This window comes from Pseudomonas sp. EZ-C24, from assembly GCF_014525325.1.
GTDB lineage: Bacteria > Pseudomonadota > Gammaproteobacteria > Pseudomonadales > Pseudomonadaceae > Aquipseudomonas > Aquipseudomonas shirazensis.
Map to the genome: position 1 here is coordinate 154,269 of NZ_JACDIU010000015.1, position 12,922 is coordinate 167,190.

Genomic DNA, 12,922 nt, shown 5'->3' on the forward strand with positions numbered 1-12,922 from the left:
GCGCACTGCGCCCCTTCTCTCGCCCGCCGCTGGTTAAATAATCATTCAATAAAACCGCAGCCATGCCGATAGCCATGGAAAGCCTTGCGGACCGAGCAGCCATGCGTAACAACCAGCCGATTACCCAGAGAGAACGGACTTTCCCTGCCCAACAGCGGTTGATCTCCACCACCAATGCCAAAGGTGTGATCAGTTACTGTAACGATGCCTTCGTCGAAATCAGCGGTTTCTCACGCGAGGAATTGATCGGCGCTGCGCATAATCTGGTCCGCCACCCCGATGTCCCCGCAGCAGTGTTTGCCCACATGTGGCAGACCCTCAAGCAAGGCCTGCCGTGGATGGGTATCGTCAAGAACCGCTGCAAGAGCGGCGATCATTACTGGGTCAACGCCTACGTAACGCCGATTTTCGACAACAACCAGGTAGTCGGTTACGAATCGGTGCGGGTCAAACCTACCGCTGAACAGATTCGCCGTGCCGAAGGCCTGTACCAGCGCCTCAACCAGGGCAAGTCGGCGATCCCTCGCCGCGACCGTTGGCTGCCGGTGCTGCAAGACTGGCTGCCGTTCATTCTGGTCAGCCAGGTCGGCTTCCTGATCGGCAACTGGCTGGGCCATTCCTGGGGCTTCGCCCTCGCCGCCGGCCTGTCGGTACCGTTGGGCCTGCTCGGTTTGAGCTGGCAGCAACGCGGCCTCAAGCGCCTGCTCGGTCTGGCTGAGCAAACCACCTCCGACCCGCTGATCGCGCAGATGTACACCGACAGCCGCGGCGTACAGGCGCGTCTTGAAATGGCCATGCTCAGCCAGGACGCGCGGATGAAAACCTGCCTGACCCGCTTGCAGGACAGCGCCGAACACCTGAGCGAGCAGGCGCGTCAGTCCGATGTCCTGGCTCACCAGAGCTCATCGGGCCTGGAACGCCAACGGGTAGAAACCGAGCAGGTCGCAGCCGCGGTCAACCAAATGGCCGCGACCACCCAGGAAGTTGCCAACCACGTGCAGCGCACTGCCGATGCCACCCAGGAAGCTAATCGCCTGACCAGCCAGGGCCGGCAGATCGCCGGGGAGACCCGCGAGGCCATTGCTCGCTTGTCCACCGCAGTCGGCGAAACCGGGCAAACCGTGACCCAACTAGCCAAGGACAGCGACGAGATCGGCGGCGTGGTCGATGTGATCAAAGGCATTGCCGATCAGACCAACCTGCTGGCCTTGAACGCTGCCATCGAAGCCGCCCGCGCCGGCGAAATGGGCCGCGGTTTTGCCGTGGTGGCTGATGAAGTGCGCCAGCTGGCGCAACGCACTGCCGAATCCACCGGGCAGATCCACGGCCTGATTGCCAAGCTGCAACAGACGGCCAGCAGCGCCGTGTTGACCATGGAAAGTGGCCATCGCCAGGCGCAGGAAGGCGTTGCCCGGGTTATGGAAGCGGATCAGGCGCTGATCGGCATCAGCGAAGCGGTGGCCAATATCACCGACATGGCGACCCAGATCGCAGCGGCAACCGAAGAGCAAACCGCCGTGGCTGACGAAATCAGCCGCAACATCAGCACCATTGCCAGCCTTGCTGACGAAACCGCCGAACAAGCACAGCACTCGGCTTTGCTCAGCGAAGAGCTGACCGGCACGGCGGGGACTCAGTACTCACTGGTGGAGCGCTTCAACCGTTGATGTGCTGACGGAGTCGTTATCGCTGGGGAACCTGCGGTAACGGCCGTTTACCAGTCCAGCGCCAGCCGCGTTTCGAAACAGCGCTCGCTGCCGTCCAGCGGATCGGCAAAGCGCAGGCTCTGCGCCAATAGTTTCAAGGGCCGTTGATAGTCATCCTCGACCGCCTGCAACTGCGGGTAAAACGGGTCGTTGCAGATGCCCGCCCCCAACGCGGCCATGTGCACGCGCAACTGGTGCGTCTTGCCGGTTACCGGCGACAGGCCATAGCGCCAGCAATCACCATTTTTCTCGATCACATGCGCCAGCGTCTCGCTGTTCTCTGCGCCGGGGACCTCGTGCATGCGGAAAAACGGTTCGCCGTGCACCAACCTGCTGCGTCGCACCAGCGGGAAGTCGAGTTCAGGCAGTGCAGCGGCAATCGCCTGATACTGCTTGTCGATACGCCGTTCGGGGAACAGGCGCTGATAGGCGCTGCGGGTCTCAGGGTTGGCCGAGAACATGACCAGTCCTGCCGTATGCCGGTCGATGCGATGCAAGGGCACCAGGTGCGGGTTGCCCAGCCGGCGGATGAGCCGACGGAGCAAAGTCTGCTCGACGTATTCGCCTGTGGGCGTCACCGGCAGAAAGTGCGGCTTGTCGGCGATGACCAGGTGCTCGTCCATGTGCACAATCGATTCGTGCACCGGGATCGGTTTCTCGTTGGCCACTTCACGAAAATAATGCAGGCGCATGCCGCGTCGGTAAGGCAAATCTGCGCCGATTGCACGCCCTTCAGCGTCCAGCACCCGACCGCGGGCAAAACGGTCAAGCCATTGCTCGCGATCAATTGCCTTGAAGTGCTCACACAAGCAATCAAGCACCGTCTTCCACTCGCCAGGCGGCAGGCATACCGTGCTGGCTTGTTGATGTGCAGGATCGAAAGGTGCGCTCATGTCAGGCTCAGGCAGTCAATAAGCCGGCATTATCACCCATGCCCTGCAGCTCAGCCAGCTTCGGCCGTCTCGCAGCGCACCTTGAGCCAGCGCAGCACCTGCACGGCGTCCCAGCGGCCAGGGTCATACAGCGCATAAACCAGGCCTTGATAGCCGACGACATCCAGCGGTCGGTGAAATCCGGCCCGTTGAAACAACGCCTCGACTTCAGCGAAGCAGGTATTGAAGTGGACCTTGCCAAAGGGCGTCCGGTCATCCGTGACCAGGCCCTCGAGACGCAGCTCCAGAACGGCGTCGGCTACACGCTCGGGCGCCATCCTGTTGATGCTGTATTTCAGTTGCTCGACATTGAGCATCGCTTCACCCTGACACTGTATTTATATACAGCATACGAAGTTGTTCCGGCTTTCGTCAAATGGCAGGCGCTGTCAGTGGATGCCCGGTAGGTAGCCGCTGCCTCGTTGAATAGTCAGTACCTGACGGCGTGGATGCTCGGTCGAGACACCCAGGTGGACCCAGCTGTCGAACTCGAGAATCAACTGATCGAACATGATGTCACTGTCGCGAATCCGTATTGCAACTTGGCGTGCGGGAATGTTCAAAGCCGTGAAGTCAGCCGCCAGCCCCAGTACATGAGCGCTTTGCGCTGTGCCGCCGACCTTGTGGTTGAGCGCCTGGCTACGAAAGCCGCTGGTAATCGTCAGTGGCACCTGGAGCAGACTACGCACCTGCTCGAGTACGCCGCATAACAGGCCCAGGTTCGCCAACGCCGCGGGCGGCGGCGTGTTATCCAGACCTGCAAGCGCTGCTGTGCTGGAAGCGGTCATTTCGGCTAGCGTGAAGTGGGGGGTGATGAACATCACGGACCTCTGCGTGGCTGATGGCAAGGCTCGCTCATGGCGGGCCAGGGCCGATCATCTGTCACCACACAGGTTTGCACACGAGGGACGCGCCGCCCCTGGGGCGATCATTGCCGGAGGAAAGCCACCACCTGTTCGCTATCGAACGGCCAGTGCAACTCATCGCCTGAATCGCACCGACGCAGCACCGGGATGATCAATCCATAGCGCTCGAACAATGCCTCCTGTTCACTGATGTCGACCAGTTCGACCAGCAGGCCGCGCTCGACGAATGGCATCAGCACGGCTTCGGCGACTTCGCACAGGTGGCACCCAAGGGTGCCCAGCAGTTGGCATTCCGGAAGCATGGCGGGCCTGCGCACAATGGAGAGGTGGACTTATTGTAAAGTCCAGCCCGCACCCGTCAATCCTGGCTGGTGGCACCGATTCGATGCAGCGACAGGTCTGCCCCCTGAAACTCCTGCTCATGGCTCAGACGCAAGCCCAGCGTAGCCTTGAGCAAGCCATACACGACCAGGCCACCGGTCAATGCCACGAGTACACCGCCGAGGCTGCCGATCAGTTGACTGATCATGCTCACCCCGCCCAGACCAGCCAGGCTCGGCTGGGCAAAGATCCCGCAGGCGATGCCGCCCCACACACCGCAAACGCCATGCAGTGGCCAGACGCCGAGAACATCGTCGATTTTCCAGCGGTTCTGCGCAGCGGTGAAACACCAGACGAACAGCCCACCCGCCACTACGCCGGTGAGCAGCGCGCCAAGTGGATGCATCAGGTCGGAGCCGGCACAGACCGCCACCAGCCCAGCCAACGGACCGTTGTGCAGAAAGCCTGGGTCATTGCGCCCGGCCAGCAGCGCTGCCAGGGTGCCGCCCACCATTGCCATCAGCGAATTGATCGCCACCAGGCCACTGATCCCTTGCAGGCTCTGCGCGCTCATGACGTTGAAGCCGAACCAGCCGATGATCAGGATCCAAGAGCCCAACGCGAGAAACGGAATGCTCGAGGGAGCAAAGGCGATCAGTCGCCCGTCACGATAACGCCCACGCCGTGCGCCAAGCAGCAACACCGCTGCCAGGGCCAGCCAGCCGCCCATGGCATGCACTACCACCGAGCCAGCGAAGTCGTGAAACGGCGCACCGAAGCGCTGTTGCAGCCATTCCTGCAAGCCAAAATTGCCGTTCCACACAATGCCTTCATAGAACGGGTAGACGAACGCCACAATCAGCGCTGTCGCGCATAACTGCGGGGCGAAGCGGGCACGTTCGGCGATGCCGCCGGAGATGATCGCGGGAATGGCCGCTGCGAAGGTGATCAGGAAAAAGCACTTCACCAAGGCGTAGCCATGATCGCTGGCCAGCGTCGCTGCCGGCTGCAGGAAGGTCACCCCATAAGCAACCCAGTAACCGACGAAAAAGTACACCAGCGCCGAAATGGCAAAGTCGCTGAGGATCTTCGACAGTGCGTTGACCTGATTCTTGTGGCGAACCGTACCTACTTCCAGAAAGGCAAAACCGGCATGCATCGCCAGCACCAGAATGGCGCCCATCAGTAAGAAAAGCGTGTTGGAACCGTGGACCAGAGAGTCCATTGCGCTGTGGGTGTTTTCCATGAAATTGGCAGACCTGCTGAAAAAGGCACCATGACAGTTCAAGAACCGGCATCCCTGCACCGAATCGGTGCCCGCCCCGCTGCCCTGTTCTGGTGAGGCCTGGCGGAACGTGCGTGGTTTTTTCTTGGGTTTGTCGTGGATTGGGTTAAGGTTTATCGGTATGTGCAGACGTGATGCGCGAAATCGTCGCAGCCGCTGCGGGCACGCCCCAATACTTAACAAACACTTAGCAAACGCCATACCAGCAACTGCAGTGAACCTTCACAACAGCCATCACTCGAATTATCCACATACCTAAACAGGGAGAGACCCAATGGCCAGCAAATCGGCAAAGAATGCTCAAGAGATATTGATGGCTGACTTCCAGGCGCTAGTACGCGACACCGAGCGGCTGCTGGCGGACACGGCCAATCTGGCGGGTGATCAGGCTGACGAATTGCGCGAACAGATTCATGCGCGCCTCGAAGAGGCTCGTGCCAACCTGCAGGTGACTCAGGAATCGGTGCGCGCCCGCGGTCAGGAGGCGGTTGTTCAAGCCGAAGCCTATGTCCAAGAAAACCCTTGGCAGGCTATCGGCATTGCTGCAGGTGTCGGCCTGCTGATCGGGCTGCTGGCCAATCGCCGCTGAGGTAACTTCATGGAAAATGACGCCTCCACTAGCGCAACCGGCAAGCGCCTCGGCGCTGCCGTGCTTGGCCTGCTGCACAGCCACATCGAGCTGTTCGGCATCGAGCTGCAGGAGCAGAAAGGCCGTACCTTGAAGCTGCTGCTGTTCGCAGGCATGGCATTGGTATTTGCCCTGCTGTTGCTGTCGGCATTGTCTGGTCTGCTGCTGGTACTGGTCTGGGACAGTTATCGCCTGGCCGGGATCATCGGTCTGTGCGTGTTCTACTGCCTCGCCACGCTGTACTGCGCTGTTCGCCTGAAAGCTGCGGTATTCGATGAGTCTTCACCGTTCAGCTCCACACTTGAGGAGCTTGCCAAGGATCGGGAGCGACTGTTGCCATGAGCCTGCCTGAACTTCCCAATACGCGTAATCCGCGCGAGCTGCGCAAGGCGCTGTTGCGTCTGCGCCTCGAAATGCACCGCCAGGAAATCCGCCAGGAATCGGCGCAACTGCTCGAGCCAGTCCGTCGCCTGCGCGGCATAGGTAGCTCTGTGCAGCAAGGGCTGGGGATCAAGCATGCGCCGTTATGGGGCATTGCCGGCGTGGTTTTCATGGGCTTTCTGACTGGCAAGGGTGCCCGCGGTGGTGGCCTTACGCGCTTGCTGCGCCTGGGCGGCACGTTGCTGCCCTTGGCCAGACTGTTCCTGCACAACGGTCGACGCCGCTAGCAGCGGCTGCGCCTGCCCCTTGCGCAGGCGCAGCGCTACCCTGAAGCTATGGCGATTATCCGATCGGAGAGCGAGCATTGGACTGGGATACCCTGCTGACCCGTGAGCGCCTGGGCAAGGCCCTGTACAGCCCTGAGGAACTAGGGCGCAGTCCCTTCCATAAGGACCACGACCGGATCATCTTTTCCGGTGCGTTTCGCCGGCTTGGACGCAAGACTCAAGTCCACCCGGTGTCGAGCAACGACCATATTCATACCCGCCTGACCCATTCGCTGGAAGTGAGCTGCGTCGGCCGCTCACTCGGCATGCGTGTGGGCGAGACCTTGCGCGACGAGCTGCCGGCCTGGTGCGAGCCAAGCGACCTGGGCATGATCGTGCAGTCGGCCTGCCTGGCCCACGACATCGGTAATCCGCCGTTCGGCCACTCTGGCGAAGACGCGATCCGCTCCTGGTTTCAGCAGGCGGCAGGTCGCGGCTGGCTGGACGGCATGAGCGACGAGCAACGCGCTGACTTTCTCAATTTCGAAGGCAATGCGCAGGGCTTTCGGGTGCTCACACAGTTGGAGTATCACCAGTTCGATGGCGGTACCAGGCTGACCTACGCCACCCTCGGCACCTACCTTAAATACCCGTGGAGCTCGCGTCACGCCGATGCCCTGGGCTACAAGAAGCACAAGTTCGGCAGCTATCAGAGCGAGCTGCCGTTGCTCGAGCAGATCGCACGCAAGCTGGGCCTGCCGCAGCTCGAGGAGCAACGCTGGGCACGCCATCCGCTGGTGTACCTGATGGAGGCTGCCGACGATATCTGCTACGCCTTGATCGACCTTGAAGACGGGGTCGAGATGGAGCTGCTGCAATATGCCGAAGTCGAAGCGCTGCTGCTGGACCTGGTCGGTGACGACCTGCCCGAGACCTACCGCCAGCTCGGCGCCAACGACTCGCGCCGACGCAAGCTGGCGATCTTGCGCGGCAAGGCTATCGAACACCTGACCAATGCGGCAGCCGAAGCGTTCGTCGAGCAGCAACGGGCGTTGCTCAGCGGTCAGTTAGCGGGCGACCTGGTCGAGCACATGCACGGCCCTGCCAAGCGCTGTGTACTGCAGGCCAAGGACATGGCGCGCAAGAAGATTTTCCAGGACAAGCGCAAGACGCTGCACGAGATTGGCGCTTACACCACGCTGGAAATCTTGCTCAACGCTTTTTGTGGCGCGGCCCTGGAACAACACGGCGGGCGCACCCCGTCGTTCAAAAGCCGGCGAGTGCTCGACCTGATTGGCAACCATGCGCCAAGCCCTGATGACACGTTGCACAACGCCTTCCTGCGGATGATTGATTTCATCGCCGGCATGACCGACAGCTATGCCAGCGAGATGGCTTGTGAGATGACTGGGCGTTCCAGCCCGACCTGAATACGGCAAACTTAGGCAGATCTCAGCCAGTATTGGGGCCGCTGTGCGGCCCCGGTTATGCGAAGGTTAGCAGTGTAGATAGATGAACCAATCTCACGCCTATCGATTAACCAACCCCAACTAACAGCCACTCACACCACGTTACTAATTTCTTGCTACATATAAACATCTCGTCTCAAGAATCATCGGCTATGTAGTCTCTTACTGTAGTCCATTTCCCATATACGACTGACAAACGCTTGTTGCCTGCTTCCTGCCGCCCATCTGGGTTAAGGTGCGCTCTGTTCACGCCATCTGTCCCAATGGAATGTTAACTATGCAATCCGTATTTATTGTCGACGACCATCCGGTTATTCGCTTGGCCGTACGCATGCTACTGGAAAACCAGGGTTACAAGATCGTCGGCGAGTCTGACAACGGCGTCGACGCGATGCAGCTGATTCGCGAGGCACGCCCCAACCTGGTCATCCTTGACATCGCTATCCCGCGACTGGATGGGCTCGAAGTGCTGGCGCGTTTCCAGAGCATGGCCCTGCCCATGAAGGTGCTGGTACTAACTGCCCAGTCACCCGCGCTGTTCGCCATTCGCTGCATGCATTCGGGCGCATCGGGCTATGTCTGCAAGCAGGAAGACTTGAGCGAACTCATCAGTGCAATCAAGGCAGTACTTGCTGGCTACAACTATTTCCCCAGCCAAGTCCTGCAGGGTGAGACAGAAAGCAGCAGATCGGAATTAGGTCTATTCCGACAGGTCAATGATCGAGAACTGATGGTGCTGCAACTTTTTGCCCAGGGTCGAAGCAACAAGGAAATCGCTTCAGGCATGTTTCTCAGCAACAAGACAGTGAGCACCTACAAAAAACGCCTGATGCAAAAACTACGGGTAAGTACTTTGGTCGACCTGATTGACGTGGCCAAACGGAACGCGCTGGTGTGATGCTGCGAGTGGGGCATTACTTGACCTGTTTGTGCCTTTTCCTGGCCGCCACCGGCTTGTCGGTGGCGGCGGAGCAGGAGCCTACGACACTGACCTTGCTCAAACGTACGTCAGCACAACCAAGCCGCCCACAGCTCAGCGCCGAGCAGCGCAACTGGCTTGAGACAAAGCAGCAACTGACGCTAGGCACCTCTTTCCCCGATTACCCCCCGTTCGATATCACCAGCGGTGGCCGTGACTACCAGGGCATTACCGCCGAGTACGCTGCGGTGATCAGCAGCGCGCTCGGGCTGCCGGTGAAAGTATTGCGTTTCGACAATCGCCTGGATGCCGTCGAGGCGCTCAAGCAAGGGCGGATTGACCTGTTGGGCAGCGCTAACGGTTTCGAAGCCGCTGCGCAAGGGCTGGGGCTGTCGGTCCCGTATGCGGTCGACCAACCCGTGCTGGTGACTCGCGAGGACGAGGCGCGCCCGCTGAACAACGGCCTCAATGGCATGCGCCTGAGCATGCTGTATCACTACCTGCCGCCCAAGGTGGTACGCGAGACCTACCCCAACGCTTCACTGCTGACGTTCGGCTCGTCGACCCAGGCACTCAATGCGGTTGCATTTGGGCAGGCCGACGTCTTCATCGGCGATACCATTTCCACCTACTTTCAACTCAATCAGGGCCATCTGCCGCGCCTGCGTATGGCCAATTTTGGCCAGCATGAGGCCATTGGCTTCAGCTTCGCCATGCGCCGCGACGCATCGATGCTCAGAGGGTTGATCAACCTCGCGCTGCAAGCTCAGCCAGTGGTGGTGCAAAGCAACATTCTCAAACGCTGGAGCGCCGGTAGCGACATTCTGCTGAGCGAGCGCAAGCTGCAGCTAAGCCCAGCAGAAGAACAGTGGCTAAGGCAGCGTCCATTGTTGCGGGTAGTCATCGACGAAACGGCGGCCCCGGTGTCCTACTTCGACGCGGCCGGTCAGTTCCGCGGCATTACCGCCGACCTGCTGGAAATGCTCAGGCTGCGCACAGGTCTGCATTTCGAGATTCAGCGTGCGGGCAGTGTTGACGACATGCTCGCGCGGATTGCCGATGGTCGCGCCGATGTCATTGCAGCACTGCCGATGCAAGAGCAGCACAACCCGCAACTGCTGGTGACTCGGCCGTATCTGGAAAGCTCGCTGGTGCTGGTCACCCGACACAACGAAACGGCCAGCTCATTCGAGCAACTCAACGGCAAGCGGGTTGCCGTCACACGTGGCAGCGCAGCAGCGCAACTGCTTGCCCAGCAGTACCCGGATGTCATGGCTATCCAGACCGAAAGCCCGTACTACTCCCTGGCGCTGCTCAGCAGCAGTGCCGTCGACGGCGCTGTCAGCACGCTGATCGATGCCAACCATGCGCTGGCCAGCGACCCGGATCTGGTGATTCGCAATACGGTGGGCATCGAGCCCGCCAGCTTCGCGATGGCGAATGCCAGCAATGCGCAGCCGCTGGCAGCTATCCTCGACAAGGCCTTGTTGAGTATCTCTCCAGAAGAATTTGGCGCGATCTACAACCGCTGGAGCGGCCTCAATGCGCAAGACGATGCCTATTGGCGGAACCTGCGGCATCTGGCTCTGCAGATTGCAGTGGGAATCTGCTCTTTACTGTTGCTGGCGCTGGTCTGGAACGCGCATCTGCGCCGCCAGATTCGCCATCGCCAACGCGTCGAACGAGCCCTCAACGACCAACTCGAATTCATGCAGGTGATGCTCAATGGCACTCCTCATCCGCTGTTTGTGCGGGGTCGTGATGGCAAGTTGCAAAGCTGCAACGACAGTTACCTGAAGGCGATGGACGCCTGTGCGCAAGACGTCATTGGCAAACGCCTGGAAGAGAGCTTGGGCAGCCAGCATGCCTGTACGCATCAGATCGAAGCCGACTATCAGCAGGTCATGGCCGCCGGCGAGCCGTTGATCCTTGATCGCCAGCTCCGCCTGAAAAATCGCGAACTGACGGTGTACCACTGGGTCCTGCCCTATCGTGACTCGTTGGGTGAAGTGCAGGGCATCATTGGCGGCTGGATCGATATCAGCGAGCGCCGCCAGCTGGTGCAGGAGCTGCGCCTGGCAAAACAGCAGGCCGATGATGCCAACCGTGCCAAGAGCACCTTTCTGGCAACCATCAGCCATGAAATTCGCACGCCGATGAACGCAGTCATCGGCATGCTCGAACTCGCCGTCAGGCACGCCGATCAAGGCCGCGTGGACAAACCGGCACTGGAAGTCGCCTACCATTCCGCTACCGACCTGCTGGGCCTGATCGGAGATATCCTGGATATCGTGCGGATTGAATCCGGGCACATGAGCCTGGCGCCAGAACCGGTCGAGCTGGCTGCTTTGATCAAATCCGTAGCGCGGGTATTTGAAGGCCAGGCACGTGAAAAGGGCCTGGCACTGGAAGTCCAGATCGAGCCGAGCGCACAACGTCACGTACTGCTCGACCCACTGCGTTTCAAGCAGGTACTGAGCAATCTGCTCAGCAATGCGATCAAGTTCACCGACATTGGCCAGGTCCGCGTACACGCACAGCTGCACCGGTCAGCTTCTGCGCCAACCACCCAACTGGAACTTGAGGTGCGCGACAGCGGCATCGGCATTCCCGAGCACGAAATACAAGGGCTGTTCAGTCCCTTCGTGCAGGCCAACACCCAGAGCGACGGCGCACGCTGCGGCACCGGGTTGGGCCTGACCATCAGCCGCACCCTGTGCGAAATGATGGGTGGCACACTGACCCTGCGCAGTTTGCAGGGGGTAGGCACCCAGGTCCGCCTGAGCATGCAGGTCTGCCCAGCCGGTGCACCGGTGGCAGCCGAGGCGGCGATACGCCAGGTCGACGCGCTCAATCCCGACTTGCGCGTACTGGTCATCGACGACCACCCCGCCAACTTGATGCTGATGGCGCAGCAGTTGAATTTCATGGGGCTGCGCCACACCAGTGCCCGGGATGGCAATGAAGCCTTGCAATGTTGGCACAGCGCTACGTTCGATGTGCTGCTGCTCGACTGCAACATGCCCCACATGAACGGCTATCAGGTGACGCGAGCCATCCGCGCTGAAGAGCGCGCCAGCAACCGGCCACCCTGCGTCATTTTTGGCTACACCGCCAATGCCCAACCCGAAGTTCGCCAGCGCTGCCTGGATGCGGGCATGAACGACTGCCTGCTCAAGCCGATAAGCCTGCGTACGCTGAGTGAGCACCTCGCCAACGTCACTCCATTACCCGAATCCGCGGCGCTACAGCCCCGCCGAACGGCGTTCGACGTCGCCAGTGTGAGGAGGGTTGCTGGCGACGACCCGGCAGATCAACAGCGTTTTCTGCAGCTGTTGCAGCAGAGCCTGAAGGATGACTGCACAGTGCTGATGAGCCTTGATCCAGAGCAGCAGGCCCTGGCCATCGTCGAGCAGGCACACAAAATCCTCAGCGCCGCACGGATGCTGGATGCTCAGGCAATGATGGAGGTGTGCGAGCTGCTCGCCAGTGGCGAACTGACGCTGCACGAGTTGAAGCTGAAGCGGCAGGCCTTGGCCAGGCACATGCGCAGAATTGAAAAAGCCCTGAGCCGTCAGCTGGGCTGAGCGTTCAGGGCTTTGGCATGGCGGCGCGCCGACAGCGCCCGCCAGGCTGGTTCAGGAAGCCGAGTTGATCGGCTTTTCCGGATACCAGGCGTCCAGCAGCGGGCTGACTTTGACTTCGGTCAGCTCGTTACGGCCCTTGAGCCACGCTTCGACAGCAGCACGCTGCTCTTCGCTGACCGAGCCACGTTCGGCCAGGCAGACCAGACCGAAGTCATCGCCGCCGACGTAGTCCAGGCCGTTGGCGTCCATGGCTTCTACCAGGAAGGCGTCGAGGAAGGCATCGATGGCTTCTTCAGACAGGTCTTCCTTGAAACCAAGGTTCAGTTCGAAGCCCAGCTCCTGGAATTCATCTACGCAGAGTTTTTTGCGCAGACGGCGGGAACGGTTGGTAGCCATGAAACAATCCTCTTAAGTAATTACGGGCGGCACTTTACCAGTTTCCGGGGCGCAGCGGCGCTTTTGTGTCGAACCCGGCACATACAGGACGCGCTTGGGGCATAATGCCCGCTATATTTCGATCTGGGGCCACCATCTTTTACAGCCCCGTTATTTCCCCCTCGCC

At 60.3% G+C, this 12,922-nt stretch carries 13 protein-coding genes; 7 read left to right on the top strand and 6 right to left on the bottom strand.

What is annotated here, in order from left to right:
- Nucleotides 1–101 precede the first annotated feature (101 nt).
- Nucleotides 102–1,667: a methyl-accepting chemotaxis protein gene (locus tag IDM28_RS15775; protein ID WP_188036432.1), complete on the top strand. Its 1,566-nt coding sequence runs from the start codon at nt 102–104 to the stop codon at nt 1,665–1,667.
- A gap of 47 nt (nt 1,668–1,714) precedes the next feature.
- On the opposite strand, the gene IDM28_RS15780 is transcribed toward IDM28_RS15775, so the two are convergent.
- From IDM28_RS15780 to IDM28_RS15800, 5 genes are all read right to left on the bottom strand, one after another.
- Nucleotides 1,715–2,599 carry a pseudouridine synthase gene (locus tag IDM28_RS15780; protein WP_101321272.1) on the bottom strand — a complete coding sequence of 295 codons (885 nt, stop codon included), beginning with the start codon at nt 2,597–2,599 and terminating at the stop codon, nt 1,715–1,717.
- A 50-nt stretch (nt 2,600–2,649) separates the two neighbouring features.
- Nucleotides 2,650–2,955, bottom strand: a complete 306-nt coding sequence (locus IDM28_RS15785) for a transcriptional regulator (protein ID WP_101321275.1) — start codon at nt 2,953–2,955, stop codon at nt 2,650–2,652.
- A 72-nt stretch (nt 2,956–3,027) separates the two neighbouring features.
- A complete protein-coding gene (locus IDM28_RS15790; protein ID WP_188036433.1) occupies nt 3,028–3,459 on the bottom strand; it encodes a D-Ala-D-Ala carboxypeptidase family metallohydrolase in 432 nt (143 codons plus the stop codon).
- A gap of 107 nt (nt 3,460–3,566) precedes the next feature.
- Complete coding sequence (locus IDM28_RS15795) at nt 3,567–3,806, bottom strand: glutaredoxin family protein (RefSeq protein WP_150570722.1); 240 nt, start codon at nt 3,804–3,806, stop codon at nt 3,567–3,569.
- A gap of 56 nt (nt 3,807–3,862) precedes the next feature.
- Entirely contained in the window at nt 3,863–5,071 is a 1,209-nt protein-coding gene (locus IDM28_RS15800; RefSeq protein ID WP_188036434.1) for an ammonium transporter, read from the bottom strand.
- A 313-nt stretch (nt 5,072–5,384) separates the two neighbouring features.
- On the opposite strand from IDM28_RS15800, the gene IDM28_RS15805 reads away from it, so the two are divergent.
- The 6 genes from IDM28_RS15805 (at nt 5,385) to IDM28_RS15830 (ending at nt 12,360) form a co-directional block, all read left to right on the top strand.
- Nucleotides 5,385–5,699, top strand: a complete 315-nt coding sequence (locus IDM28_RS15805; RefSeq protein ID WP_101321284.1) for a YqjD family protein — start codon at nt 5,385–5,387, stop codon at nt 5,697–5,699.
- Between the two features lie 9 nt (nt 5,700–5,708).
- The gene (locus tag IDM28_RS15810; RefSeq protein WP_188036435.1) at nt 5,709–6,080 is read left to right on the top strand and encodes a phage holin family protein; all 372 of its coding nucleotides are present in this window, start codon (nt 5,709–5,711) and stop codon (nt 6,078–6,080) included.
- Complete coding sequence (locus IDM28_RS15815; protein ID WP_188036436.1) at nt 6,077–6,406, top strand: hypothetical protein; 330 nt, start codon at nt 6,077–6,079, stop codon at nt 6,404–6,406. The genes IDM28_RS15810 and IDM28_RS15815 overlap by 4 nt, the downstream gene beginning before the upstream one ends.
- A gap of 77 nt (nt 6,407–6,483) precedes the next feature.
- Nucleotides 6,484–7,815 carry a deoxyguanosinetriphosphate triphosphohydrolase gene (locus IDM28_RS15820; RefSeq protein WP_101321290.1) on the top strand — a complete coding sequence of 444 codons (1,332 nt, stop codon included), beginning with the start codon at nt 6,484–6,486 and terminating at the stop codon, nt 7,813–7,815.
- Nucleotides 7,816–8,131: 316 nt separating this feature from the next.
- Nucleotides 8,132–8,752, top strand: a complete 621-nt coding sequence (locus IDM28_RS15825; RefSeq protein WP_101321292.1) for a response regulator transcription factor — start codon at nt 8,132–8,134, stop codon at nt 8,750–8,752.
- A complete protein-coding gene (locus IDM28_RS15830) occupies nt 8,752–12,360 on the top strand; it encodes a response regulator (protein ID WP_188036469.1) in 3,609 nt (1,202 codons plus the stop codon). Before IDM28_RS15825 ends, IDM28_RS15830 begins: the two co-directional genes overlap by 1 nt.
- Nucleotides 12,361–12,411: 51 nt before the next feature.
- On the opposite strand, the gene IDM28_RS15835 is transcribed toward IDM28_RS15830, so the two are convergent.
- Nucleotides 12,412–12,756 carry a YggL family protein gene (locus tag IDM28_RS15835; protein ID WP_101321297.1) on the bottom strand — a complete coding sequence of 115 codons (345 nt, stop codon included), beginning with the start codon at nt 12,754–12,756 and terminating at the stop codon, nt 12,412–12,414.
- Nucleotides 12,757–12,922: the final 166 nt, after the last annotated feature.

What these genes read in the sequence shown, in the direction of transcription:
- IDM28_RS15805 (WP_101321284.1), top strand. Translation starts at nt 5,385, where the DNA reads ATGGCCAGCAAATCGGCAAAGAATGCTCAAGAGATATTGATGGCTGAC.
- IDM28_RS15775 (WP_188036432.1), top strand. Translation starts at nt 102, where the DNA reads ATGCGTAACAACCAGCCGATTACCCAGAGAGAACGGACTTTCCCTGCC.
- IDM28_RS15790 (WP_188036433.1), bottom strand. Translation starts at nt 3,459, where the DNA reads ATGTTCATCACCCCCCACTTCACGCTAGCCGAAATGACCGCTTCCAGC.
- IDM28_RS15815 (WP_188036436.1), top strand. Translation starts at nt 6,077, where the DNA reads ATGAGCCTGCCTGAACTTCCCAATACGCGTAATCCGCGCGAGCTGCGC.
- IDM28_RS15780 (WP_101321272.1), bottom strand. Translation starts at nt 2,599, where the DNA reads ATGAGCGCACCTTTCGATCCTGCACATCAACAAGCCAGCACGGTATGC.
- IDM28_RS15825 (WP_101321292.1), top strand. Translation starts at nt 8,132, where the DNA reads ATGCAATCCGTATTTATTGTCGACGACCATCCGGTTATTCGCTTGGCC.
- IDM28_RS15830 (WP_188036469.1), top strand. Translation starts at nt 8,752, where the DNA reads ATGCTGCGAGTGGGGCATTACTTGACCTGTTTGTGCCTTTTCCTGGCC.
- IDM28_RS15800 (WP_188036434.1), bottom strand. Translation starts at nt 5,071, where the DNA reads ATGGAAAACACCCACAGCGCAATGGACTCTCTGGTCCACGGTTCCAAC.
- IDM28_RS15835 (WP_101321297.1), bottom strand. Translation starts at nt 12,756, where the DNA reads ATGGCTACCAACCGTTCCCGCCGTCTGCGCAAAAAACTCTGCGTAGAT.
- IDM28_RS15810 (WP_188036435.1), top strand. Translation starts at nt 5,709, where the DNA reads ATGGAAAATGACGCCTCCACTAGCGCAACCGGCAAGCGCCTCGGCGCT.
- IDM28_RS15785 (WP_101321275.1), bottom strand. Translation starts at nt 2,955, where the DNA reads ATGCTCAATGTCGAGCAACTGAAATACAGCATCAACAGGATGGCGCCC.
- IDM28_RS15795 (WP_150570722.1), bottom strand. Translation starts at nt 3,806, where the DNA reads ATGCTTCCGGAATGCCAACTGCTGGGCACCCTTGGGTGCCACCTGTGC.